Raw genomic sequence first — 24,671 nt, forward strand, 5'->3', positions numbered from 1 at the left:
GCCGGCCCGCGCCCGCCGCCGGAGCGGCGGGCGCGGGAGTTCCTAGTGGCTCGGCTGCGGTTCGGTGGGACGGCCGGTGGCCGCGGGGCGGCGGTCGATGATGTTGCGGAGTTTTCCGCTGGTGGCGCCGCGTTCGAAGTGGGCGCTGTCGATGACGTGGACCTCGACGTCGGCCATGCGGGCCTCCTCGACGGCGTTGCGCAGTTCGGGGTAGTGCGTGAGGAAGTGGCGGCGGGCGGTGGCGGGGTCCGGGGCGTGGCGGTGGTCCAGGCGGATCGTCAGGCGCTCCTGTTCCAGGCCTTCGGAGAGGACCAGCTGGAGTTCGCCCGCGTACCCGAAGGCCTCGGCGGCGACGCGGGTCAGGTGCTGGTGGCTGATGAAGAAGGCGCCGACGCGTGCGGTGTCGCCGTAGCGGCCGAGGAGCTCGAAGCGGGGCGTCTGCCTGCCGCAGGCGCAGGGGCCGGGGATCCAGCGGCCCAGGTCGCCCGTCTCGTAGCGGTCGAGTCGCTGGCCGAGGCGGGTCCTGGGGGTGAAGACCAGGCGGCCCGGCTCGTCCGCGGGGGCGGGGCCGTCCGCCGCGCGGTCGAGGATCTCCAGGTCGAGCTGGGTGGTGAAGAGGTGGTGGACGGCCCCGGTGGCGTGGTCGCACTGGTAGCCCATGGGGCCGAGGTCGTTGCTGCCGTAGATCGCGGAGCGGACCACCTTGACGCCGAACTCGTCGTGCAGAACCCGTCGTTGGGCGTCGGTGAGGTGGGCGCCGCCGTAGAAGACCTTCTCCACGCGGCCGTGATCGCGCAGCCGCTCGCCCTCGGCGGCGAACAGCTGGAGGAGGTAGGAGGGGGCTCCGAACAGGGTGTTGACCCGGTAGCGGATCAGGGCGTCGGCGACCGCCTCGAAGTCGGCGTGGACCCCGTAGGGGATCTGGGTGGCGGCAAGGCGCTCCAGGATGTCGAAGAAGCTGGTGAAGCTGCCGTACATCTGGCCCGGCATGAAGAGGTTCGCCGCCCGGTCGTGGCGAGGGTCGAAGCCCGCCGCGAGGAGACCCTCGCCGGCGGCGCGCATCTGGGCGTCGTAGTCGTCCCAGGTGTAGACCCAGGTCGCGGGGCCGCTGGTGCTGCCGCCGCTGCGGACGTACAGCTGCGCGTGGTCGGGGTGGACGGAGTCGAGGGCGGCGAGCGCGTCGGACTTGGTCGTCAGGGGGCCCTCGGGGGCGGGGAGCCGGGGACCGGGGGCGGTCAGGTCGTCGAGGCAGCCGTCGGTGGCGAAGCGTTCGTCGGCCTGGAGGCTGACGCGGCGGCTGTAGCGCTGCAGGGCGTACACGCCGTCGTGCGGCTCGCCGGAGTAGCTGTCGAGCTGGCCGCCGGGGGCGGTGACGCGCAGGGCGCCCGCGCCGAAGAACGTCCTGGCGAGTTCGGCGGTGTCGGGCCGGTCGGCGGCCAGGCCCACGGTCTGGAGGTAGCGGCGCATGGGGTGCAGGACGGCCGGGATGTCCTTGCGGGGCAGGGGTTTGACCCACACGCTGCGGAACAGCGGCGAGGCGCGCAGGGCGGAGCGGGTGTCGGCGATGATCCGCCAGGAGCCGTCGGGGGCGGCGATCACGCGGGTCAGGCCGAGGTGTTCCTCCAGTTCGGCCACGATCTCGGTGTTGGTGATCTCCGCTTGTTCGGCGAGGCCGAGGTCGGGTGCGGGGGTGCGGGCGGAGGCCTCGGACAGGGCGGGGGCGAAGCGCTCGGCGAAGGCGAACACCTCGTCGGTGTCGTCGGTGTCGAGGTAGATCACCTGCGGGCTTGAGCAGGCCTGCTGTTCCATGCGGCACACGTCGTCGGCGAGTGCCCGCAGGGTGTCGGGCCGCGCCCACGCGTCGGCGGTCAGATACGCGAAGGAGATCTTGTGGCCCCACTCCACGAGGCGGCAGCCGGGCGGGACATGGGCGGCCACCCCCTCGACCGCGGCCTCGCCTCCCCACACGGCCACCGCGTCGGCCGCCCCGCACAGCAGCCGCAGCCAGTCGGTGCGGCCGGAGCCGAAGCGCAGCACGACCGTGTACGCCCCGATCAGGCCCGTCGGGTCGCAGTCGGCGAGCGCGGCGAGGAGCTCGTGCGTGAACAGGCCGTCCGAGCCGGGGACCTTCACCACGTTGACGTTGCCGGCCAGGAGGCCCTCGACGACGGTCAGGGCGCCGACGGTGGGCGCGTTGCCCGGCGCGATGTGGACCACCAGGCCGACCGGCGCCCAGGTCTCGAAGGTGAGCCTGCGGGGGTCGGGGCGGGTGAGCCGGTCGGGGCGTACGTCACCGAGCTCGGCGCGCAGTTTGCGTTCCAGGCCCTCCCGGCCCAGGAACGAGGTCAGGACGGCGAAGGCCGCGTCCGCCTCGTCCGTGGACTTGCCCGCGGCGTACAGGAGTTGGGCGAGTTTCGCCCGGGTCGGATGGTCCGCGGTGTCCAGGACGCGGGCGAGGCGGTCGCAGGCCTCGATCACGACGTCGGTGGGCAGCGGGCGGCGCAGGGCGTCGATCACGAGGTCCGGCAGGCCGGGAAGGCGGCGGGCCGCCTCGGCGTCGTCGATCCGGGTTCCCTGCCAGAGGTGGTTCAGCTCGCTCACGCGGCTGCTCCCTTCATGAGTTCGGCGGCGGCGACGGCGCAGCTGCGGTTCTTGCCGGTGCCTGCCCGGCCGTGGATGGTGAAGTAGGGGGTGTCGATGCCGCAGCCGCACTCCGAGCCCGGGTACTGGGACACCAGGTCGCCCATCAGGACGCTGTGCACGGGGGCCGACGTCATGTGCGGTGCCAGGAAGTGCGGATAGCCCTGCTCCCCGTACGGCAGGACCTGCCGGGTGCGTACGTCGCGGACGAACAGCCGGGACCAGACGGGCACATGGAAGCGGTGACGGGCGCACTCGGTGTAGGGGACGCTGTGTTCCACCGAGCCGTAGCCGTCCCTGACCCGGTCGGCCGGTATGCCCAACTGCTCCTCGACGAGCGCGTGCAGCTCCTCCTTGCCGATCTGCTGGTCGGCGTGGCCCTTCCAGCCGCCGCCGAGCAGCACCAGGGAGTCGGCGGGAAGGCGCAGGGGCGGCACGCCGCGCGCGCGGAGCTGCTTGAGGGTGAAGTACAGGAAGGACGGGAAGCCGAACATGCGCACCGGCAGCCCTTCCTCGGCGTACCGGACCAGGGTGTCGACGCAGCCGAACGGGTCGAAGGCGTGGTCGGTGCCGTTGTGGCGCAGGGCGTGGAAGACGCCCTTGGCCGGGGCGAAGTCGCAGAAGTAGTGCGTGGTGAACGCGGTGCCCCGGGATGCGCCGGGCGCTGGTTCGTAGCCGAAGACGAGGTAGTTGACCGGCTGGTCGGGGGTGATCCAGCCGTAGTGGTCGAAGATGCGGGCGACCATGCGCTGGCCGGCCCGGATCGACCAGGTGTCGAAGAACATCTGCGAGCGCTGGCCCGTGGTGCCCGAGGAGGTCAGGTGCAGCACCACGTCCTCGCGCGGGATCGACAACACCTCGTGCTGCTTCAGGAAGTTGGCGTGCAGGTAGGGCAGGTCCGCGGCGTCGGCAGCGGTGGTCAGCGGTGTACGCGGCCGGGACCGCCACAGCCGGCCGAAGAACGGTGAGCGCTCCGCGTGCCAGGCGTTGGCCTCGTTCAGGGCCTCGGTGAACAGGGCGTCGGTGGCGGCGGGGGCGAGGTAGGGCTCGGTGAGGTCGCCCAGGCGCTGGACGGCGGACAGGGCGGACCCGTCGGGGACGTCGAGGGGGGCCAGATGCGGATTCACGCTGATTCCTTGCTGTCCGTGGTGGTCAGATAGGTGGAGGTCCAGGCGGTGCAGTAGTGCTCGATGTAGGGCCGCAGGCTCGGGTCGATGTCCGCCGTGCGGAAGTCCAGGTGGTGCGGGGCGCGGGAGACGACCACGTAGTCCTCGAAGCTGTCGCCGACGCGGCGCATCGCCGGATAGAGGGCGCTGGGCACGAAGCCCTGGGCGTGGAAGGCACGCAGGGCGTCCTGGTCGCGCAGCGGCAGCAGCGCCTCGACATAGCGGGCCCCCGCCGCCTCGACCGACTCGACGATCTGCTCCAGGAGCGAGGCCGTCAGGAGGACGTCCGGGGTGATGTCCACCAGTGCGCAGGTGAGCAGAGACGGGTCGAGGGCGGCATAGACCTCGAAGCCGCCGCCGACCGGCGTGAGCATCGTGTTCGGCTGGTGGAAGGGGTAGAAGACGTTCCCGCGCGCCCCCTGGAGCTCCTGATGGCGGCGGCGTACGAAATCGGCCGCCTCGATCCGCTCGAACTCCACCTGCCGCTCCCGCGGCCTGGCGGGCGGCGGGGCGGGTATCGCGGTGGGCACGGCGGGGCTGACGCCGATGCCCGCGGCGCGTTCGGCGGCCTGCGCCAGGGGCCGTACCTCGGGGCTCAGCCGGGGCGGGACCGCGCGCCGGGCCAGGACGCCGTCGCGGTGGCGGACCATGAGCGCGATGTGTTCCCTGCGGCGGAAGAGCGTCGCGTTGGGCAGGACGCCCATCGGCCGGAAACCGGTGCGCAGGAGCATCCGCTGGGGGCCGCGGGTGGCGGTGCGGGCCGCGGCGTACACCGAGTCCAACTCGCCCGCGGGGCCCAGGGCTTCGGCGCAGAGCCGCTCCAGCATCCCGGCGGCGAGCCCGGCGACGCGGTGGTCGGGGTGGACGGCGACGCCTTCCAGGCGGCCGATGCGGGCGGCCGGGTCGCGGCGCAGCAGGGCGGAGGCGATGACCTGGCCGCTGCCGTGCAGGCGCGCGACCAGCCAGGTCACGGCCGGGTCGGCGATGGTGTCGGCCATGGTCTGCGGGCAGGTGCCGAGCTTGATGCGGTAGTCGGAGCCGTACACGGCGAAGTAGAGCTGCCGCAGCTCGGCGACGTCGTGAGCGGTGGCACGCGTGATGAGAGGGGCAGGGGTGGTCACGCCTTGCCTTCCAGGAGCGCGGTTCGGGTGGGCGGGGCCGTGGTCAGGGCGTGCTCGCGGCCGCGCAGCGCGTACAGCGCGCAGGCGGCGGGCAGCACGCCGACGGCCTGGATCAGACAGAGCGTCTGGGGCGAGAGGTGGTCGCCGAGCAGGCCGAAGACCAGGGACGCGACGGGGAACGTGGCGCCGATCATGGCCTGCATGAGGGCGAAGAAGCCCGGCTTGTCCGCCGCGGGCACGGCGCGCTGGAAGAGCGCCACGAAGCGCACCCCGACGGCCCCGACGCACCACCCGGCCACGACCAGGCAGCCGATGACGACCGGCCGTTGGGCGATCACGCCGGGCAGCGCCAGGGCGACGGCGAACCCGGTGACGCACACCGCCCCGACGCTCGTGGCGCGCCCCGTGAGGTGCTTGCCGCTGAGCGCGCCGAGCAGGGTGCCCACGCCGAGCCCGGCTTCGAGCAGGGCGAAGGTGGTGGCGTCGGCGTGCAGCACCGACTTGGTGTACAGCGGGAAGATCACGAAGACAGCGGTCGAGAAGAGGTTCACCGCGGCCAGGCACAGCAGGATCGAGCGCAGCAGCGGCAGGCCGGTGAGGATGTCGCGCAGTCGGCGCTTGTCGGGGGCCGACGCGGGCGTGGGCGGAGCCTGCGGGGGCCGGAAGCGGGCCAGGCCCGCCGCCGTCCCGGAGAGCGCGTAGCAGGCGGCGCAGGCCAGGACGAGTCCGGCGAGGCCGGTGTGCTCGACCAGGAGCGGCGCGGTGAACGCCCCGGCGAGACCGGCCATGGACAGCGTGGCCAGGGTCACCGCCGTGGCGTTCTCGATGTCCTCGGCGTCGACGAGCGCGGTGACCGACGTGGGGATGCACGGGTCGAAGAAGGCCTGGCAGACGGCGAGCGCGAGGGCGACGGGGTAGACGGCTGCCAGGGGCACGGTGCCCAGCGCGGCCCAGGCGGCGAGCGCGGCGGCCACGCAGGCGGCGACCCAGGTGGTGCGGCGCAGCACGTCTCGGCTGGCGTGGCGGGCGAGGACCCGGGCGACGACGGGGACGAGCAGCGCGGCCGGCAGGGTGCCGAGGACCATGAGCAGTCCGGTGGCGAGACCGCGGCGTTCGGCGGCCACATGGCTGACGATCCACCACACCAGGCCGACCTGGAGCATGCGGAAGGCGCCCTGGGCCGCGACCTGTGCCGTCCACACCTTGGCGAAGTCGGCGTTGCGCAGCAGCAGCGGGCGGGTGCGTACGTCGGTCACGAGGCCACCCGCTCGTCGACGACGCCGATGAGTTTGCCGGAGCGGGAGTTGACGACGAGGTCGCGGTGGGAGCTCCACTCCACCTCCAGCGGGTGCAGCTGACCGGCGGCGACGAACTGGTCGTACTCCGGGCGGGCCGCGCGGATCCCGGCGGCGATGGCCTCGCCGAGGACCGCCGGGGGGTGCTCGTGCCGGGCCGTGGCCAGGCGCAGCGCCAGCAGATCGCGCCCGTCGCGGCGGCGGGCGACCAACTGCACGCCGGTCACCAGGCCCTCGGTGTCGCAGGCGGCGATGATCTGCCGTACGTCGGCGGTGTAGAGGGTGACGCCGCTGACCCGGGCCCCTTCGCCGGAGCGGCCCGCGAGCCGGAAGGTGCCGTCCGCGCGCTCGCTCCAGGCGGCCCGGTCGCCGACGGGGTAGCGGATGACGGGCATGAGGCGACGGGTCAGTGCGGTGACGACGAGTCGGCCCGCGCGGCCGGGCTCGGTGATCGGCTCGCCGGTGTCCTCGTCGAGGATCTCGACGAGTGTCTCGGGGTGGTACGGGCGGTGCAGCGACGGGTCGTCGCCGGGGACGGGTTCGCCGAGCAGGCCCGCGTCCACGCTGGCGCAACCGAGCGACTGGACACGGGCGTTGGGGAACGCCTTGGCCAGGAGCGGGCGCTGGTCGTCGAAGAAGGCCTCCCCGGCGAACAGCAGCAGCTCGACGCCCGGCAGGGTGCGGCCCTGGGCCAGCAGGTGGTCGGCCAGTTGGCACAGCTTGGTCGGCAGGGTGGCGAGGACCTGGGCGTCGAAGTCCTCGACGACGGCCGCGGTGTAGGCGGGCGAGGCGCTGCCGCTGACGGGCAGGCGGACGTTGGTGACGGGCGCGTGCTCCAGGGACATGTGCGTGAACAGGAAGCTGGAGTACAACTCCCCCGCGTAGAAGGCGTTGACGACCCGGTGGTCCGGGCGCAGTCCCGCGGCGGTCATGCCGCGTCCGTACGCGGTGACGAACTCCCGCCACTCCTCTCGCGCGTAGCAGGAGAACTTCGGCGCTCCGGTCGTGCCGCCGGTCTTGAAGACCGAGGCGTCGGTCAGCGGTCCGGTCAGGACGCGGTTGTCGCGCAGGGTGTTGGCCGCCCAGAAGGCGGCGTGGTCCACCACGGGCAGGGCGGTGGGCTCGTCCACGCCCTGGGGCAGGCCCGCGTACAGCTCCTGGTAGTAGGGCGAGCGTTCGCGGGCGAAGGAAACCAACTCGCGGAGCGAGGGGGCAGGCATCACGGGGCTCCTTTTTCGGTCTTTCTGGTTCGGGTTTCTGCTGCGGAGGCGGTACGCGGTGGGGGAGCCCGTGCGGACGGCGCGCCGGCTGGGGACGCGTCGGCTGAGGAGGGTTCGCTTGAGGGCGCGTCGGCTGGGGACGCGCCGGCTAAGAGCGGGTCGTCGGCGGCCGTGTCGGCCGAGGCCCCATAGGCGTACAAAAGTGACTCCATGGGCAGCAGGGAAGGCGCGCACGGCGCCGGTGGGCAGGCGGACGCGCACCGGGCGGGGCGGCGGAGGCAGGGCGCGCCGGACGGGGCCCCGGTCGGTGGGGCCCCGTCCGGCGATCGGTCAGAGGTCGGTCAGCGTGCTGGTGGCACGGAACATCAGTCGGCCCTCCTGTACGGCGTCGACGCGCACGCCACGCGGCGCGTCGGCCGTGTCGGCCGGGACCTCCGAGGCCTCGATCCAGCAGGGGGAGTCGAATTCCACGTAGTGGTGGAAGACCGCCTCCATGGAGACGGGCGCCCGGCTGCCGTCCCCGGGCCGCAGGGCGTGGCCCGCCTGGCGCACCGCTTCCAGGAGCAGCATCCCGGGCACATGGTCGACGGCGTGGTCGAACAGGACGGGGTGGGTGGTATCGGCGCGCAGCCGCCAGCGTCCGGGGCCCGGCGCGTGGGCCAGGACGATGTCCTGGCGGCGGCCGCGGCCCGCGCCGGCGCGGGTCACGGGCGGCGGCGGGGGCGGGGCGGCGGCGAAGACGCGCCGGGCGTCGCCGCGCGGACCGCGCAGCCGCTGGTAGACGGCGGGCGCGAGGACGCCGAAGCGGGTGGCGGCCGTCGCGAACGGCTCGCCGTCCCGCAGGACGTCGACGGACATGCTCATCGCGGTGGGCAGCTCGCGCCGACGGCGGATGTCGAAGCAGCGGACGCGCAGTTCGATCTCGGCGGGCGCGGCCGCGAGGGCCATCGCCCGCGGGTCGAGCGAGTACTGGAGGTGGTGCCAGGTGAGCTGGTGGCCGAACGGCACGCCGTACGCGGCGTGGCTGAGCAGTGGAAAGGTCTGGCGGAAGGTCTCGCAGAGCATGAGCGGGTCGTACGACCCCTGCCCGGACTCGTAGAGCTCGTAGAAGCCGTGGCAGCGCGGCCACTGCGCGGTGACCTTGAAGGTGTCGTCGCCGACGGCCTCCCAGCCGGTCAGGAAGACCTCCGACAGCGCCGCCCGGTGCACGTACTCCCGGGGCACGGTGGTGGTCAGACGCCGCTCCCCCTCGTGCCCGAGCCTGTCCTGCCGGTGCGGGAGCGTGCTCCGCTCCCCCTTGTGTGTGAGCACAACGAGTTCCCCCCTGTGTGTGAGCACAACGAATCCGCGACAGCTCCCCTGCTGACGCGGCAGTAGTAAAATAATGGTTGTTCGTTTTCTTTGTCGAGGGAGAGACCGCATGGCGCCGCTCACGGAGCCGAAACAGGAACGGGCGGTGCGCACACGGCAGATCGTCCTGCGCGCCGCCGCCGAGGTGTTCGACGAGCACGGCTACGGCGGCGCCAGCATCAGCAAGATCATGCAGCGGGCCGGGGTGACCCAGGGCGGCATGTACTTCCACTTCAAGTCCAAGCTGGGCCTGGCCGAGGCCGTCATGGCCAGCCAGCAGGACTTCATCGAGCTGCCTCCCGGCGAGGACGGCCTGCAGCGGCTGATCGACATCACCGCCCACATCACCCATGAGTTGCAGCACAATGTCCTGTTCCGCGCCAGTGTGCGACTCGCGGTCGAGCAGGAGGAGTTCGGCCGCAACGACGACACCGCCTACCAGGAGTGGGCCGAGCGGTTCCGCGTCCAGCTCGTCGCGGCCCGCCGGCGCGGTGAACTCCTCGACGACGTGGACGAGGGGGAGTTCGCGAACGTCCTGGTGGCCGCGTACACGGGCACCCAGATCTTCTCGACCATGGCCAGCAAGCGCGCCGACCTGCCCGAGCGGACCCGCACCCTCTGGCGCTACCTGCTGCGCGCCATCGCCACCCCGCAGGCCCGCGAGACCCTGCGCCTGCCCGAGGCCGGTACCGCCACGTGAGCGGTACGCGCGTCGTCCTCACCGGCGCCACGGGGTTCATCGGGTCCACGGTTCTGCGGGAACTCGCCTCCGTCGGCGGGCGTGAACTCGCCTCCCCCGGTGGGGCGGACGGCGGGGGAGGCGCCCCGCACGGCCGCCCGCACATCACGGCCGTCGCCCGTTGCCCGCCCGCGCACCGGGACCTGGCCGACCGCTGGGTGGCCGCCGACCTCGCCCGCCCCGACACCCTGCGCGGCCTGTGCGACGGCGCCGACGTGCTGCTGCACCTGGCCTGCGCCCTGGGACCGGACGCCGAGACGTGCGCGGCCGTCAACGTGGCGGGCACCGCGGCCCTGATGGAGCAGGCGCGCCGGGCCGGGACCCCGCGCATCGTGCACCTGTCGACCGCCGCGGTCTACGGCCCGGGACCGCACCGCGGCGCCGACGTCCACGACCTGGTGCCCGCCCCCGTCTCACCCGCGAGCCGCACCCGCCTGGCCGGTGAGGCGCCCGCGCTCGCGGCCGGGGCGACCGTGCTGCGGCCCGGCCTGGTGCTCGGCCGGGGGGACCGCTGGGTGGTGCCCGCCCTGGCCGAGCTCGTCGCCCGCGTCCCCGCACGCTGGGACGGCGGCCGTGGCCTGCTGTCCGCCGTCGGCGTCACCGCCCTGGCCCGCCTGATCGCCCGCCTCGCCCTGGCCGCGCCCGGCGCTCCGGCGGGCGTCTTCCACGCCAGCCATCCCGAACCGGTGCGCTGCGGGGACCTGTTGGCGGAGCTGGCCGCCCACGGGGTGCTGCCCGTGGCCGACGGTGATGTCTCCGGGGGCGATCTCGCCTGGCGCGATCTCTCGTGGGACGAGTGCGTCGCGCGGCTGCGTGCGACGCCGGGCCGGGTCAGCGAGCGGCAGTTCGCGCTGCTCGCACGCGATCACTGGTACCGCAGTGACCGGGTCTGGGAGGTGGCGGGGTGCGCGCCGGGGCCCGGCCCTGTGGAGTGCGTGGGGGAGGCGGCCGGTTGGTATCGGGCGTTGGTGGCGGAGTCTCGGGGGGACTGAACGGGGGTGTCTGGGCGGGGTGTCTGGCCGGGGTGGCGGGGGGCCGTCCGGGCTAGGGCACGGCGTCGGTCGCGGTCGCGGTCTCGGTCTCGGTCGCGGCGCCGTCCGTCCGCCGGGGCCGGGGGGCGGGAAGGATCTGCTGGTCCGGCTGGCTCGCCCGATCCGGCTGGCCTGCCTGGCTCGCCTGCCCCGTCGTCGGAGGGGCGACCCCTTCCAGGACAAGGCTCCACACCCGCCGGAGCCGCGCCGCCGCGTCCTCGTACTCCTCGCGCGTACCGGCCGTCTCGCGGGCACCGGCTTCCTCCTGCGCACCGACCCCACCGATCCGGTCCCGCAGATACGTCTCCGTCCCGCCCACCAGATGCTCCACCAGCGTCGAGAGGTCCTCCGGACGGGCCGAATCGCGCAGCTGCCCCTCCTTGTGGGCCTCGACGAGCAAGGTGTGCACGGTCGGGAGCCACAGCTGGGACCACTGGCCCGCCCCCTGCCGCTCCCGCATCAGCCGCAGCGCGGCCCACGCGCAGACGTCGTCCTCCAGGAGCCGGGTGAGCTCGACGGTGAGGGCGAGGACCTGCCCGAGGGCGGGCCCGCCCGCGTCCGTGACGCGTTCGACAGCCGCCCGCGCGGCTTGTGCGCCCTCGGCCTGGACCGTGTCCGCCAGCTCGCTCTTCGAGGCGAAGTGGAAGGTCAGGGAGCCGACGGAGACCTCGGCGGCGGCGGCGATCTGGCGGTAGGTGACGTCTCCGTAACCGTCACGGGCGAAGAGTCCGGCCGCGGCGCGCACGACGAGAGCTCGGGTGCGGGCCGCTCTTTCCTGCATGGTTCTGCTCTCTCCACGGTGGCTCACCGACGGACATGGAGAGCCCCTCCGGCGGGGGCACAACTTCCCGGTCCTGCCAGGCTCGTTGCTGGGATGCGCCGAGTCTTCAGTGTCAAGGGGGCGTATCGCAATACTGACTTGCTGAAAATGCGGCGGAGTTCCGCAACTATCCGAAACATTCCCGGGCCGCTGCCGACGGGCCCGCGGGAGCGTATGCCCCGACGGGGGCAGCTATGCCCGGAATGGGGAGCGAGGAGATGTGTGCGCTGCGTGACGGTCCGGGCGGGTCTTGAAAAAAAAGAGATGTTCGTTATGGTTTTTGAAGATCGCCGTCCACATGCTGTCTCGGGGGAGAGATCATGGTCACGCACGTCACCGCAGGACCCAGGTCCGCAGTGTCGGCGTTCTCGCGACAGGTCTTCGCGGAGCTGCCGCGCGCCGACCAGCGCCGGTGGGCGCACGCGTTCCTGGTGAGCCTGCTGGCCACGCCCGGGAAGAAGTCGGTGCGCCGGCTCGCGGCCACCGTCTCGGACTCGCCGACCGCGTTCCTGTCCCTGCACCAGTTCATCAACGCGAGCCCCTGGGCCTGGGCCCCGGTCCGCGCGGAACTGGCCCGGTGGGCCAGTTGCCGGATGGGCCCGCAGGCGTACGTCATCGACCGCGCCGTGCTGCCCAAGCGCGGCCCGCACTCGTGCGGCGCGCACCGCAGGTTCGTCGCCTCGGCCGGGCGGCACACCACGTGCCAGGTGGGTCTGGCCGGGTTCCTCGCCACCGCCGAGGAAGCCGTTCCCGCCGACTGGCGGCTGCTGCTGCCCGGCCTCTGGGGCAGCGACCCCGCGCACCGGCTGCGCGCCCGCGTCCCCGACGAGGTGCCGGACGCACCGGCGGAGCAGCTGGTCCTCGACCTCGCTGACTCCCTGGCCGGGGCCACCGGCAACAGCTCCCTGCCGGTCGTCGCCGACCTGCCGGACGGCATCGACACCGTGGCCGTCGCCCGCGGGCTCGACCTGCGCGGCCGTGGCTTCCTCCTCGCCGTGCCGGGTACGCCGCCGGGACCGCGGCACGCCCCGGTGCCGGTGCCCCACCGCACCCACCGGATCGTCGCCCTCCCGGCGCTCCCGGCCCTCCCGCGCGAGCGCGGCCCGTCCCGTTGGTGGCTCACCAACCTGACGCACGCCCGCGCCGACCGGCTCCTCGCCCTGACGCAGGCGGCCGTACGGGCCGGGCGCAGCCTGGAGGAGCTGGAGAGCGGATTCGGCCTCGCCGACTTCGGCGGCCGGTCCTATCCGGGCTGGCACCACCACATGACCATGACGTCGGCGGCGTACGCGTTCAGCCGACTGGGCGGCGAGTGGGAGCTGCCCGACCTGATCGCGTCGTGATCGCGATCTGACGACCCGGCCGCGAGGGCCGGGGCAAGTGAGGCAGGGGAGCCACTGACAGCTCCCCGCGGAGCAGCGCCGGAACGCTGCCCGAACGACAACACACGGGGGACGAACATGAATCGAGCCGAGGGCACAGCACACGACGGCGACGCCTCGCGCGTCTCGTACGACGCGGACGTGGCCTATGACGCGGACGTGGCGCATGACGCGGACGTGTCCTACGACGCGGACGTGGCGCATGACCCGCACGCGTCGCCCGCCCCGCACGCCGAGCGCGAACCCACCGGACCCGCTCTCGTCGGTCGTGCCGGTGAGGTCGGTGAGCTGTTGCTCATGCTGGAGGACGCGCGGGTGCGCAGGCCAGGAGTCGTGCTGGTCGAGGGCGCGCCCGGAACGGGCAGGACCGCCCTCCTTGAGCGCCTCGCCCGGCACGGCCGGGCCCGGGACATGACCGTCCTGCGGGCGCAGTGCGGTGCCATGGAGCAGACCTTCGCCCTCGGCGTGATCCGCCAGCTGTTCAAGGCGGTGGACCACACCGGACTCACCGGCCAACCACCGTCCACCGAGTGGCTGTTCGGCCTCTTCGAAGGGCTGCTCCAGGAGACGACGCAGCTGGCGGAGCGCGCTCCCGTGCTCATGGTCGTGGACGACTTCCACTACGCCGACCTCCAGTCCGCCCAGTGGATCGACTTCCTGGCGCGGCGCCTGCGCAGCGCGCCCCTCCTCATCGTCCTGGCCACGGACCGGGACGTGCCCGCCGCCCATCAGGAGCTGACGGCGGAACTCGCGCTCAGCCCGTTGTGCCACACGATCGATCTCGGACCGCTCCCACCGGCGGCCGTCGCGGAGCTGACCGTCGGTGCGCTGGGCGAACCGGCCGACGACGCCTTCGTACGCCAGTGTCTGCACCTGAGCGGGGGCAATCCCCAGCTCCTGACCCTGCTGCTCCGCGAGTTCACGCGCGGCGGCATCGCGCCGCTGGCCGGTGAACGCGCGCGGGCGGCCGAGGCCGCCGCCCGGGTGGCGGAGGTCGTCGTGCCGAAGTGGCTGGCCCGCTACCCCGACGACCTGACCGTCGTGGCCGGGATGGCGGCCCTCCTCGGTGACGAGGCCGACATCGGCCTGCTGCAGCAGCTGACCGGGCTGAGCCACCGCGGTGTGTCCTCCGCGCTCACCCTCCTGGAGCGGACCGGGCTGCTGCGCGCCGACGGCTCGCGCCGGTCCGTCCACCCCGTCGTCCGAGCCGCCTTTTCCAGTCACCTCTCGCTCGCCGAACGCGCCGACATCCAGGCCCGCGCCGCCCATCTCCTCTTCACCCGGGGAGTACCGCACGAGAGGGTGGCCGACCTGATCCTGACCAGCGAGCCGACGCAGGAACGCTGGCAGGTCGGAGTGTTGCGGGCGGCGGCCACCGACGCGTCCGCGCGGGGCGCCACCGACCGGGCGATCAGCTATCTGCGCCGCGCGGCACAGGCGACCCCCTTCCTGCCCGAACGGGCTTCCATGCTCCTTGAGTTGGGCGCCCTGGAGTCGCGTACGGATGTCGCGGCGTCGGTGCGGCACCTGGAGGAGGGCACCCAGCTCACCGCCGATCCGGCCCTGCGTGCCCGCGGTGTCCCGCTGCTCGCCGACGGGCTGATCCAGTGCGGCCAGGCCCACCGGGCGGTGGAACTGCTCGACGAACAGGCCGCCGAGACGCCTCCGGACGACGCCGAGGCGCTTCGCCGCATCCGTGGGCAGCGGGCCATCGCCGCGATCGCGGCGGGCGCCGCCGACGGGGCCGCGCCGGCGGCGGAGCTTGTCGGGAGCGGTCCTTTTGGTGGTCGGCTGGACGCCGTGTCGACGGACGCCGTACCGCCGCACGCCGTACCGCCCGGCTCGACTTCCGGCGAGCGCGCCCTGCTCGCCGCCCACGCGCTGCACACCTCGTTGCGGATGGGGACGGCGGCGGAGGCCGTGACGGCGGCCGAGAGCGCGCTGCACTACTTCGACGCCGAGCGGGAGCCGCTCTGGGTCGCCGTGGTGGCGATCGAGGCGCTCCGCCACGCCGACCGGCTCGATTCGGCGAGCCGCTGGACCGAGACGGTCAGCGCCTTCGACCTCGGCGGCAGGCCACCGGCGATGCGGGCGGTCCTGCGTGCGCAGGAGGCCCAGAACCGCTTCCACCAGGGCGACCTGCCCGGCGCCCGGACGGCGGCCGACGAGGCGCTGCGGCTGCTGCCCGACCCGCACCCCTACGGGGCGCTCGTGGCGTCCGCCGTGCTGCTGCCCCTGGTCGAGAGCGGCCGGACCCAGGACGCGCGCCGCATCGCCGACGACCCGCGCTGGCGCACCGTGCCCGAGAACTGGCTCTGGCCCCACTTCCTGGCCGCGCGGGCCCAACTCGGTGCCGCCGAGGGCCACATCCACGCCGCGCTCCACGATCTGGAGCAGTGCGGACGCCTCTTGGCCCGGTATGCGGGCGACAACCCGGGACGCATCGCCTGGCGGTCCCAGGCCGCCCAGCTGCACCGTCAGCTAGGGCGGTCGCAGGAGGCACAGCGCCTCAGCGACGAGGAACTCGCCCTGGCCCGCCGCTGGGGCGCACCGATCACCCTCGCCAAGAGCCTGCGGGCCGCGGCCCTCGCCGACGCCCGCTCCGACGCCCCGGAACTCCTGGAGGAATCGGTGCTCCTCCTGGAGGACGCGGGCTGCGGGCTCGAACTGGTCCGGTCCCTGATCGCCCAGGGCACCGTCCTGCACGCCGCCGGGCGGACCGAGTCCGCACGGGAGATCCTGCGCCGGGCCCTGGGCCTGGCCCAGGCGGGTTCGGCGCAGCGGGCGGCGCAGGAGGCGTACCACAAGCTCCTCGCCACCGGAGCGCGCCCGCGCCGCTACTCCCAGGTCGGCCCGCGCGCCCTGACCGCGGGCCAGCGGCGCGTCGTGGAACTCGCCGTGCAGGGGCTGAGCAACGAGGACATCGCGGGTCGGCTGTACGTGACGCAGCGGACGGTGGAGTTCCATCTCACCAACGCCTACCGGAAGTTGGGGATCAGCGGGCGTACGGATCTGGCCCGTACGCTGCGGAGCGCCGTGGCGGCGTGAGGCCCCGGCGCTCCGGCGCTCCGGCGGGCCGCGGTCAGATCAGCGGGTGGGGTTCGGGGTCGGCTGTGGCGGGGTCCTGGCCGGACCCGAACCGTGCTCGCGCGGCCTGGAGGCGCTGCCCGTGCCAGGTGAACTCCAGCCGGTCGTCCATGCGCAGCGGCTGCATGCCGACGGGGATCACCTTGACGGCGTGCCAGCCCATGGCCCTGATGGGGTCGGGCAGGCGGTGGGTGAGGTCGACGGCGACGGGCCGGACGCCCTGCGCGCGCAGGGCGTCGAGCAGGTCGGTGACGGTGACGGCGTCTGTGGCAGTGGTGTCCGTCTCGGCCGGGGTGAACGTGGCGACCCAGCGCTCCACCGCCCGTACGCCCTCGGGTGCCGCGAAGTACTGGGCGCGCTCCAGGTCGCCCCGCGGGCGGCGGGACGGGTGCGGGGCCGGGTGTGTGCGCTGTACGAGGCGCAGGGCCGAGCGGATCTGCAGGGCTTCCTGGAGGGCCTTGACGGCGCTGGTCGCGGGGTCGTCGGAGGCGCTGGCCCCGACCGCGGCCAGCGGTCGGCCGCCGTCTGCGCCGTCGGTGTCCACGATGACGCCCACGGTGCAGACGACGCCGGGCACCTGGGTGGGGACGCGGGCGAGGACGGGGGACAGGCCGAGGGCGCGGGCGGCGTCGAGGGCCTGCCGGAACCGCCGTATGCCCGGGGAGCGCGGATCAGGGCTCTCGGAGACGAAGCGGTCCGCGTCGAGCAGGCGCAGCGGCAGTTGGTGGAACCAGGCGGTCAAAAAGGCGTCCCGCTCGACGACTTCGAGCAGCGCGGAGCGCAGCGCCTGCTCCCGGGTACCGCCCGACGCGGCCCCCGAGGGCGAGGGGTCGAAGCCGTCGGCGTCCTCGGCGCGGGCGGGATAGTCGACGAGCCCGGCGGGCACCTCAAGGGGAGCACCGCTGTCCAGCCACCGCGCTGGGTACCAGCGCAGCGGACGGTCCAGGACGTCGTCGGCGGCGAGGTGCGCGCCGGGGGCGGTGGGGTCGAGCACCGGGGCGGCGCCGAGGTCCTCGATACGGGCGAGTCGGCCTTCGCTGGAGGGCGGGTGCGGCGGGTGCGGCGGGTGCGGCGGGTTCTGTGGGGCCTGCGGGTGCTCCGGGGCTGTTGGGTCCGCCGGGTTTTCCAGGGGCGCGGGGTTCGCCGGGGCAACCGGGGCAACCGGGGCAACCGGGTCCGCCGGGTCCGCCGGGTCTGCCGAGTCCGCCAGGGCCGCCGGGCTGACTGAGTCCGCAGGGTTCGCCGGGCCCGCCGGGTCTGCCGGGTTGGTTGAGTCGGCCAGTTTCGCTGAGTGCGTCGGGTGCGTCGGGTGCGTCGGGTCCGCCGGGTTCGCCGGGCCAGCCAGGCCCACCGGGTTCGCCAGGGACACCGGGTCTGTCGGGTCTGTCGGGTCCGCCGGGTCTGCCGGGTTGGTTGAGTCGGCCAGTTTCGCTGAGTCCGTCGGGTCCATCGGGTCCATCGGGTCCGCCGGGTTCGCCGGGCCAGCCAGGCCCACCGGGTTCGCCAGGGACACCGGGTCTGTCGGGTCCGCCGGGTTCGCCGGGCCAGCCAGGCCCACCGGGTTCGCCAGGGACGCCGAGTCCGTCGGGTTCATCGGGTTCGCCAGGCCCACCGGGTCCGTCGGGCCCATCGGGTCCGCCGAGTCCGCCGGGTGCGCCGGGTCCGCCGGGGCGACCGGATCCGCCGGGTCCGCCGGGTCTGCCGAGTCCGCCAGGGCCGCCGGGCTGACTGAGTCCGCCGGGTTCGCCGGGTTCGCCGGGTCCGCCGGGTCCGCCGAGTCCGCCAGGGTCCCCGACCCCACCGGACCCACCGACCCCACCGGATACAACGCGAACCGCTCCACCGCCTCCCCCGCCGCGCGGGTCAGCGTGTCCGAAGGGGAGATCCCATAGGCGCCCACCACCGTGGGGCTGAGGGCCTCGTCCTGTTGTTCGTCGGCGCCGGTGCGGTCGCGGTGCAGCTCCGCGAGGCCCTGCCACAGGGGCTCGTCGGGGTGGTGCGGGGGGCGGATGGCGTAGGCGGAGGCCAGGCCGTTCTCGGGGGCGAGGGTGGCGGAGAAGTCGATCACTGGGGGGCTCCCTGGAGGGCCTCGGCGTAGAGGCCCGCGATGTCGTGGGTGCTGAAGCCGTCGAGCATGGGCAGCCCGGCGCCCCAGGCGCGCACCGCGCGGGCGGCCAGGGCTTCGGGGTCGACCGGGGGCAGCGGCCCGCCGACGCCCCAGGCCCCGGCCAGGTGCCGCAGGCCATGGACGGGGTCGAGGGGCAGCTCGGGCAGGCCGGTGCGCAGGGCGGTCCAGGCGGCCCGGAGCCGGTCCGCGTCGCCGAGGCGCGTGTCGCCGTCGAGGACGCGGGACCACACGACCGGGACGAGCGCCACGGTCGCGGGCATCTTGCGCACCCCGGCCACGGCGGACAGCTCGTTGGCGAGGTACCAGACCTTGCCCGCGAAGGAGTCCCGGCCGACGGCGGCGAAGCCGAGCACGGTGCGGGCGCTGAGCACGGCGACGTCCAGGGCGCTGCCGCCGGACCCCGTGGTGTGCGCCAGGTCGCGCAGCAGGTCGCGGGCCTCGGTGTCGGCGGTCGGCGGGAACCGGTGTCCCGGCCGCGGCAGATAGCCGTTGCACAGGCGCAGGATCGCCTCCAGGGCGCCTTCGCGCAGGGCGGCGGGGGACAGGGTGCGCGTCGCGGCCGGGTCGAGCGCGGCGACGTCGGCCGCCAGCTGGGGATGCATGACCAGCTTGCGGTGGCCGCCGACCAGGACGGTGGCGGCGGCGCTGACCTCCGCGGCCGTCCCCACGGTGGTCGGTACGGCGAGCAGCCGGGGGTACGGTCCCAGCTCGCTCGGCGCGGGCCCGCGCACAAGCCCGGGGCGCCCGCCGCCGAGCCGGATCCGGGCCACGGTGTCCGGCGCCGCGGCGAACAGGCGCGCCAGGGCCACGGTGTCCAGGACGGACCCGCCCCCCGCCGCGACCACCCAGTCGGCGCCGCCGAGCCGTTCGGCCAGGCGCACGCTGGTCTCCAGGTCGCAGTCCGCGGGGTCGACGTGGACCAGCTCGCTGTGCGTGGCCCGCGCCAACCGGCCGATGGTGTTGGGCAGTTCGGGCTGTCGGGCGTCCACGACGAGCAGGGCCCGGCCGGGTCGCTCCGCCGCCAGCGCCTCGGCGATCGCCCCCTGCCCGACGTGCACGCGGGTGGCCCGCTGCCAGACGGCGGGCGGCCCGGCGGGACGTGCGGCGGCGCCGACGGCGGTCGTCATCGGCGGCCCGCCGCGGCCAGGCCCCGCAGCAGCGCGTGGGCCAGGTCGTCGAGGTCCTGTTCGCTGCTGGTCAGCATGGGGACGAGCTGCACGCAGCCGGGGCCCGGATACACCAGGGCGCCGTGGTCGCGTACCGCCGCGATGACGTCCTGTACGGCCTGCCCGTCGAACCGGTCGCCGTCGGCGTCGCGCAGGTGCACCGCGCGGAAGCAGCCGACACCGCTGGTGCTGTGCACGGCCGGGATTCGTTCGGTCAGTTCGGCCAGGAGCGTATCGAGGCGCTCCGCGGTGCGCGCGGAGGCGGCGAGGACGTCCAGCTCGGCGAACTGCTCCAGCGTGGTCGTGATGGCCGCGCACGAGGCCGGGGTGCCCGCCTGCGTCTCGGCGTGCATCAGCACGGTGTCGTGCCGCTCGAAGGCCTCGGCGATCGCGTGCGAGACGAGGACGGCCGACGCCGCGCAGGTGCCGTTGGTCAACCCCTTGGAGGTGAGCAGCAGATCCGGGGACTCGGCCCACGCGGAGCTGGCGAACAGCGGTCCCGTACGGCCGAATCCGGTGGCCACCTCGTCGGCGACCAGCAGGAAGCCGTACTCCCGGCGCAGCTTCAGGACGGCGTCGACGAACTCGGCGGACAGCGGGTGCACCCCCGACCCGAGGACCGGCTCGCACACCAGCGAGGCCACCTGGGAGCCGTGCCGCTTCATGAACCGTTCGAGCTCGTCGGGCGACGAGGGGTCCACATGCCGTACGTTGCGCAGGTCCACGCCGTACATCTGCTGGCCGAGCGCCTCGCCGGTCAGTGAGTGCGCGCCGTAGGTCAGCCCGTGGTAACTGCCCTTGAGGCCGACGACGAGCCGCCGTTCGGGCTGCCCGCGCAGCACCGCGTACTGGCGGGCGAGCTTCATCGCGAGGTCGTTCGCGGAGCCGCCGGAGGTGGCGAAGACCACCCGCCGGTACGCCTCAGGACCGGCGGCGTTCACCAGGTCGCGGGCTGCCTGGAGCGCGTACGTGTGGGAGTAGCGGAACAGGTTCAGGTACGAGGCGTCGCGGCAGGCCTGGGCGATGGCGTCGGCGATGGCCGCGTTGCCGTAGCCGATGTTGACGTTCCACAGGCCGCTGGTGGCGTCCAGGACCTCACTGGCGTCGGCGAAGCGCAGCCGGGAGCCCTTGGCGCCGACCGCCCGCCGCTCGATGCGGCCCTGCTCGGCGGCGGGCAGCAGCGACTCCCACAGGGGGTAGTGGGTGCCGGGGGCGGTGGGTGCGGCCACGGCTGTGGGGGCGTTCAGGGGCGTGGGGGTGGCGGTGCTCATCGGGTGCTCCTAGCGACCAGGATGCTCAGTTCGGCGGCGGCGCCGGCGGCGGGGCGGGCCGTGCGGACCTCGTCGAGGTCGAACCCGGCGTCCCGGAGTTCCGCGGCGAGGGTGTCGGGGTCCGGCACGTTGACGGTGGACGTCAGGAGCAGCGGGCCGCCCTCGGCGGTCAGCCGCAGGATGGCGACCTGGCGCTGGTCGAGGCCGGGCTCGGCCTGGTCGATGACGAAGGTGACCGCCTGGGGGGTGATCACCGGGCGGACGGTGGGCTGGTCGCCGTGCCCGGTGTCCCCGGCGGACGGCGTGTGCGCGCTGAGCACGAACAGGCCGCCGGGCTCCAGGTGTTCGCGTACGGTGCGGAAGAAGCCGGGCCGGGCCGCGGGCGGGACCAGGCCGATGGTGGTGGTGCCGAGGAGCGCGGCGCCGAAGCGGCCGGGCAGCTCCAGGGCGCACATGTCGCCCTCGACCAGGGTCAGCCGCCGGGCGAGGCGCTGGGCGGCGGGCTCCGAAAGGCGGTCGCGCAGCTCCGCGAGGAGGCTGGCGGAGGTGTCGACGCCGGTGACGTCGTGCCCCGCGGCCAGCAGCGGCAGCGTCAACCGGCCCGACCCGCAGGCGAGTTCGAGTACCGGTCCCGGTACGCCGCGCAGCAGGGCCAGCACGTCGCGGACCTCGTGCGTGTCGCCCGCGGTGAGCTCGTGGTAGACGGGGCCGCCGAGGGGGCCGTAGAGCTCGCCGACGGTGAGGGAGTCGGCGAGGGTGTGGGCTATGTGGGCCGCCAGGCCGGAGAGGGCGGGGACGGGGGCGTCGGCGGTGGGCGCGGTGGTGGGCGCGGTGTCTGCGGCGGGCGCGGGGGCCGCGGTGCCGGTGGCGGGCGTGGTGGTGGGCATGGTCACGCACCGCCCGTCGTGGCGGCGGGTGCGCCCGCGAGGCCGAGCCGGGCCGTGAGGGCGGCGTGGGCGTCGCGCGCCTCGTCGTCCGTCATGTCGAGGAGGCGGGCGGCCGTGGCGGCGGCATGGGCGGCGTCCGTCGAGTTCGCGGCGTCCGGCGAACTCGTCGCGCCCAGCGGGCTCGTCGCGCCCAGCGCGCTGAAGATCTCAAGGAGCCGTGCCGAGCCCTTGCCGAGCCGGAAGAGGCGGTAGTCGTGCGTCCGGACCGCCAGGAAGTCGCCGAGGACCTCCACGAGGAGCACCTCGTCGGCGGACTCGACGGGATGCGCGGGCAGCCCCTCGGTGAAACGGCCGCCGAAGCCCGAGACGCGTACGTCCGTTCCGTACTTCGGGGCGAGTCGGCGGCGTACCTCCAGCGCCTTCGCGTAGCGCCCCAGCCACGGCCGCTCGGCCGCACCGGCCCGCAGCACGTCGTCCGGCACGACGGAGCCGAGCGACGGGTCGCCCGCGCCCGCGTCGAGGGCCGCGCGCAGGGCTTCGGACCCGGCCGTGACGGGTCCCAGGTCCTGGCCGCCCACGCCGGTGCGGACCTGGCCGTCGGCGGTGACGTAGAGCCTGCCGAGGCCGGTGTCCTTCGTCGGCGAGACGAGGGTGGTGAGGTCCGCGAGCTGCACCGAGGGGTGGGCGAGCCCTTCGGACCAGACGCCGTCGCGCAGGGCGCGGTCGGCATCGTCGAGGAAGGCCTCGTGGTCCTCGGGACCCGTCACGCGGACCACCGTCGGCCCGGCCACGGACAGGTAGGGCAGCGAGCCGTAGTCGAAGACCTGCACGTACAGATTGCCGGACATGACCAGTTCGTCGCCCGAGTACTCCACGCCGCCCTCGACCTCGACGGCACGCGGGCCGCCGCCCTCGGGCAGTTCGGCGGGCCCGGCGGCGACCACGTGGGCGTCGGCGGCGAACACGCACGCGCCGGGGGCGAGCAGGCCCGATTCCACGACGGCCCGGACGTCGCCACCGGACTGCACGAGAACCGAATGAGCGGCCGTACGCGCTCCGGCGACTTCACCCGCGAACCACGCACTCAATTGCTCGGCGGCCTCGGCTTCCGTGAGCTCCGCGTATTCCTGCACTGCTGTGTCCCCCACTACCCGGCCCTTCCCTATGAAATCGAATAACCAATCAGTACACCCGCACGCACGCCGGGAACAACCGAAGAGAATTCCCAGGAGCCGGTCCTGGCACGGAAGTTGGGGTGGCTGTGGCGCCCGCAGGTCTTTGCGCGGCGGACCGTAGGGATTTCTTTACCCGGCCGTAAAGCCCGCTGCGGCACAACGCAGTTGCGGCCGCAGAGAGAGCGGAAATGGCTTCCCGGAGCCATTTCGCTGTGTGCAGGATGTGTGCAGCACAGCGAAAACGTTCTCCAGGAGGAAACGACATGCACGCCGAATCCCTTTCCCTGCCGGGCAGCACCGGTTTCGCCCAGGACTTCGCCGTCGAGGAGCTGGAGGCGCTGGACGCCCCGGGCTTCCTCGGCTGGGACAAGGAGACCTGGCTGGGAGCGGCGATCGGCGGCGGCCTGACCGCCGGTATCGCGCTCACCTGAGACATCCACAGACTCGGTCCGGTTCGCACTGAACCGGACCGCGGGAGGCGGGTTTCGGCCCGTCGCGGGCTCCGGCCCGTGAGCGGGCCGCGGGCCCGCCGTCCCACACCGGTCCGGCTCGCTTCGAACCGGACCGCACCTCGCGGGCCTCGGCCCGCCGTCTCGAAGGAGCAACCATGCAGAACGACATGGAGCAGCAGCTGACCTCTTCCGCCGTCGCCGGTGACTTCGCCGTCGAGCAGATGGAGGAGCTGGCCGCACCCGGCTTCATGGACGGGTTCGCCGCGGGCGTGGGCATCGTCGGCGGCATCGCCGGCGCCGTCGCCCTGACCTGATCCGACCGGATCCGGTTCGGCCAGTGGTCCCGGGGCAGCGCCCGCACTCGCTGCGGGTACTGCCCCGCCCCTGGCGCGGCGGACGGGTTGCTCCCCCGCTGACGAAACCTCGTACCTCTTCGTACGACTGAGGTGCCATCTCGCACGCCTGTGATGCCACCTCGTATCACTGACAAAGGAGAAGAAGAATGAACCACGGTTCCATCGAAATGCCGCAGGATTCCACGGACTTCGCCGTCGAGGAGCTCGACTCCCTGGACGCGCCGGGCTGGAACGACGTCGTCCAGGTGACCACTGCCGGCGGTGCCGCGTTCGTCATCGGCCTCAGCATTACCTGATCGGCGAGCAGACCGGCCACATGTCGGCGTCCGGGAGCGCGTGCGTCTACTCCGCTCCCGGGGCCGGCTGGGCTGCCGTACGCTCCGAGCGGCGCCCCTCATAGACTCCAAGAGAAGCAAGTCGTCTTCTCACCATTGGATTTGGTCCATGAATAACCGCTATTCCTACGTCGTCCTGTTCAGCGCCGCGCTGCTCGGCACCGCGGCCCTCGCCAAGAACAGCGACGGAGCCCTGCAAATCGGCCTGTGGGCACTGGCCGTGGTGGAGGTCGCCGCCATTTGGTGGCTTCTGGCGCGCAGGCGCTGACATGCCCGAGACCCGAAAGTCAACCGCGTGGATCCAACGATTGTTTGCAAGGACCTGACCAAGGTCTACGGCTCCCGCCGAGTCGTCGACGAGGTGTCCTTCCAAGTCCCGGCCGGCTCCGTCACGGCCCTGGTGGGCCGCAACGGCTCAGGCAAATCGACCACCCTCCGCATGCTGCTGGGGCTCACCGCCCCGACGGCCGGAACCGCATTGATCAACGGAGTCCCCTACCGGGACCTGCCCGCGCCCGCCCGGGTCGTCGGCGCGGCCACCACCGACGTGCCCGGGCACCCGGCACTCACCGTTCGTGCCCAGCTCCGCCTGGTCGCCCGTTCCCTGGGCATGCCGGTCACGGCCGCGGACGGCGTCCTGGAGACCGTGGACCTCACCGACGCCGCGCACCGCAAGATCAGCGCACTGTCGCTGGGCATGCGGCAGCGGCTCTCCCTCGGCTGCGCCCTCATCGGCGCGCCCCGCGCGCTGGTCCTGGACGAGCCCGCCAACGGCCTCGACCCCGACGGCATCCGCTGGCTGCGCGCCTTCCTGCGGGCCTTCGCCGACGGCGGCGGCGCGGTCCTGGTCTCCAGCCACAGCCTGGACGAGATCGAGAAGACCGCCGACGACGTGGTCGTCCTCAGCCATCGCGTGCGCTACGCGGGCACCGTCAGCGCACTGATGGCCCATGAGCACCAAGCGTCCCTGGAAGACGCGTTCCACAGCGTTCTCGACCGGGAGGCGGCAGCGGTATGAGCGACGGTATGAGCAGCGGTATGAGCAGCGGT

Annotated in this window: 21 protein-coding genes; 9 read left to right on the forward strand and 12 right to left on the reverse strand. The window is 73.7% G+C overall.

Annotated features, from left to right (window positions below; translation table 11 throughout):
* Positions 1 to 42 precede the first annotated feature (42 nt).
* The 6 genes from OO63_RS21355 to OO63_RS21380 form a co-directional block, all read right to left on the reverse strand.
* Entirely contained in the window at positions 43 to 2,601 is a 2,559-nt protein-coding gene (locus OO63_RS21355) for an acyl-CoA reductase (RefSeq protein ID WP_051811054.1), read from the reverse strand.
* Complete coding sequence (locus OO63_RS21360) at positions 2,598 to 3,767, reverse strand: LuxE/PaaK family acyltransferase (protein ID WP_030360595.1); 1,170 nt, start codon at positions 3,765 to 3,767, stop codon at positions 2,598 to 2,600. The genes OO63_RS21355 and OO63_RS21360 overlap by 4 nt, the downstream gene beginning before the upstream one ends.
* Positions 3,764 to 4,927, reverse strand: coding sequence for a GNAT family N-acetyltransferase (locus OO63_RS21365; protein WP_051811055.1), 1,164 nt, complete (start codon positions 4,925 to 4,927; stop codon positions 3,764 to 3,766). The genes OO63_RS21360 and OO63_RS21365 overlap by 4 nt, the downstream gene beginning before the upstream one ends.
* The gene (locus OO63_RS21370) at positions 4,924 to 6,183 is read right to left on the reverse strand and encodes an MFS transporter (RefSeq protein WP_051811056.1); all 1,260 of its coding nucleotides are present in this window, start codon (positions 6,181 to 6,183) and stop codon (positions 4,924 to 4,926) included. The genes OO63_RS21365 and OO63_RS21370 overlap by 4 nt, the downstream gene beginning before the upstream one ends.
* Positions 6,180 to 7,442: a phenylacetate--CoA ligase family protein gene (locus OO63_RS21375; RefSeq protein ID WP_030360598.1), complete on the reverse strand. Its 1,263-nt coding sequence runs from the start codon at positions 7,440 to 7,442 to the stop codon at positions 6,180 to 6,182. Before OO63_RS21375 ends, OO63_RS21370 begins: the two co-directional genes overlap by 4 nt.
* A 330-nt stretch (positions 7,443 to 7,772) precedes the next feature.
* The gene (locus tag OO63_RS21380) at positions 7,773 to 8,753 is read right to left on the reverse strand and encodes a ScbA/BarX family gamma-butyrolactone biosynthesis protein (RefSeq protein ID WP_234311294.1); all 981 of its coding nucleotides are present in this window, start codon (positions 8,751 to 8,753) and stop codon (positions 7,773 to 7,775) included.
* A 109-nt stretch (positions 8,754 to 8,862) separates the two neighbouring features.
* Here OO63_RS21380 and OO63_RS21385 point away from each other — a divergent pair, with 109 nt between their 5' ends.
* Both OO63_RS21385 and OO63_RS47390 read left to right on the forward strand, forming a co-directional pair.
* Complete coding sequence (locus OO63_RS21385) at positions 8,863 to 9,492, forward strand: ScbR family autoregulator-binding transcription factor (protein ID WP_030360600.1); 630 nt, start codon at positions 8,863 to 8,865, stop codon at positions 9,490 to 9,492.
* Positions 9,489 to 10,523 carry an NAD-dependent epimerase/dehydratase family protein gene (locus tag OO63_RS47390; RefSeq protein WP_030360601.1) on the forward strand — a complete coding sequence of 345 codons (1,035 nt, stop codon included), beginning with the start codon at positions 9,489 to 9,491 and terminating at the stop codon, positions 10,521 to 10,523. Before OO63_RS21385 ends, OO63_RS47390 begins: the two co-directional genes overlap by 4 nt.
* A 52-nt stretch (positions 10,524 to 10,575) precedes the next feature.
* On the opposite strand, the gene OO63_RS42340 is transcribed toward OO63_RS47390, so the two are convergent.
* Positions 10,576 to 11,343 carry a TetR/AcrR family transcriptional regulator gene (locus OO63_RS42340; RefSeq protein WP_078619267.1) on the reverse strand — a complete coding sequence of 256 codons (768 nt, stop codon included), beginning with the start codon at positions 11,341 to 11,343 and terminating at the stop codon, positions 10,576 to 10,578.
* A gap of 359 nt (positions 11,344 to 11,702) precedes the next feature.
* On the opposite strand from OO63_RS42340, the gene OO63_RS21400 reads away from it, so the two are divergent.
* Positions 11,703 to 12,725: an IS701 family transposase gene (locus OO63_RS21400; protein WP_033264324.1), complete on the forward strand. Its 1,023-nt coding sequence runs from the start codon at positions 11,703 to 11,705 to the stop codon at positions 12,723 to 12,725.
* A 117-nt stretch (positions 12,726 to 12,842) separates the two neighbouring features.
* A complete protein-coding gene (locus OO63_RS21405) occupies positions 12,843 to 15,812 on the forward strand; it encodes a helix-turn-helix transcriptional regulator (protein ID WP_030360604.1) in 2,970 nt (989 codons plus the stop codon).
* Positions 15,813 to 15,846: 34 nt separating this feature from the next.
* Here OO63_RS21405 and OO63_RS47395 read toward each other — a convergent pair whose 3' ends face one another.
* The 5 genes from OO63_RS47395 to mpaB are packed head-to-tail and all read right to left on the reverse strand — an operon-like array spanning position 15,847 to position 22,451.
* Positions 15,847 to 17,919 carry a YcaO-like family protein gene (locus OO63_RS47395; protein WP_030360605.1) on the reverse strand — a complete coding sequence of 691 codons (2,073 nt, stop codon included), beginning with the start codon at positions 17,917 to 17,919 and terminating at the stop codon, positions 15,847 to 15,849.
* The gene (locus OO63_RS21420; protein ID WP_051811059.1) at positions 17,916 to 19,106 is read right to left on the reverse strand and encodes an iron-containing alcohol dehydrogenase; all 1,191 of its coding nucleotides are present in this window, start codon (positions 19,104 to 19,106) and stop codon (positions 17,916 to 17,918) included. The genes OO63_RS47395 and OO63_RS21420 overlap by 4 nt, the downstream gene beginning before the upstream one ends.
* Complete coding sequence (mpaD, locus tag OO63_RS21425) at positions 19,103 to 20,416, reverse strand: daptide-type RiPP biosynthesis aminotransferase (RefSeq protein WP_078619268.1); 1,314 nt, start codon at positions 20,414 to 20,416, stop codon at positions 19,103 to 19,105. Before mpaD ends, OO63_RS21420 begins: the two co-directional genes overlap by 4 nt.
* Positions 20,413 to 21,303 carry a daptide-type RiPP biosynthesis methyltransferase gene (gene mpaM, locus OO63_RS21430; RefSeq protein WP_157854021.1) on the reverse strand — a complete coding sequence of 297 codons (891 nt, stop codon included), beginning with the start codon at positions 21,301 to 21,303 and terminating at the stop codon, positions 20,413 to 20,415. Before mpaM ends, mpaD begins: the two co-directional genes overlap by 4 nt.
* Before the next feature lie 2 nt (positions 21,304 to 21,305).
* A complete protein-coding gene (mpaB, locus tag OO63_RS42345; protein ID WP_157854022.1) occupies positions 21,306 to 22,451 on the reverse strand; it encodes a daptide biosynthesis RiPP recognition protein in 1,146 nt (381 codons plus the stop codon).
* Between the two features lie 290 nt (positions 22,452 to 22,741).
* On the opposite strand from mpaB, the gene OO63_RS45470 reads away from it, so the two are divergent.
* The 5 genes from OO63_RS45470 to OO63_RS21440 all read left to right on the forward strand — a co-directional run bounded on the left by OO63_RS45470 (position 22,742) and on the right by OO63_RS21440 (position 24,639).
* A complete protein-coding gene (locus tag OO63_RS45470; protein ID WP_157854023.1) occupies positions 22,742 to 22,909 on the forward strand; it encodes a hypothetical protein in 168 nt (55 codons plus the stop codon).
* 176 nt (positions 22,910 to 23,085) lie between these two features.
* A complete protein-coding gene (locus OO63_RS45475) occupies positions 23,086 to 23,244 on the forward strand; it encodes a hypothetical protein (RefSeq protein ID WP_157854024.1) in 159 nt (52 codons plus the stop codon).
* Between the two features lie 188 nt (positions 23,245 to 23,432).
* Positions 23,433 to 23,582, forward strand: a complete 150-nt coding sequence (locus OO63_RS45480; protein ID WP_157854025.1) for a hypothetical protein — start codon at positions 23,433 to 23,435, stop codon at positions 23,580 to 23,582.
* 148 nt (positions 23,583 to 23,730) lie between these two features.
* Positions 23,731 to 23,889, forward strand: a complete 159-nt coding sequence (locus tag OO63_RS45485; RefSeq protein ID WP_157854026.1) for a hypothetical protein — start codon at positions 23,731 to 23,733, stop codon at positions 23,887 to 23,889.
* 27 nt (positions 23,890 to 23,916) lie between these two features.
* Positions 23,917 to 24,639 carry an ABC transporter ATP-binding protein gene (locus OO63_RS21440; RefSeq protein WP_033264325.1) on the forward strand — a complete coding sequence of 241 codons (723 nt, stop codon included), beginning with the start codon at positions 23,917 to 23,919 and terminating at the stop codon, positions 24,637 to 24,639.
* Positions 24,640 to 24,671: the final 32 nt, after the last annotated feature.

This window comes from Streptomyces alboflavus, assembly GCF_000716675.1.
In the GTDB taxonomy this organism is placed as follows: domain Bacteria; phylum Actinomycetota; class Actinomycetes; order Streptomycetales; family Streptomycetaceae; genus Streptomyces; species Streptomyces alboflavus.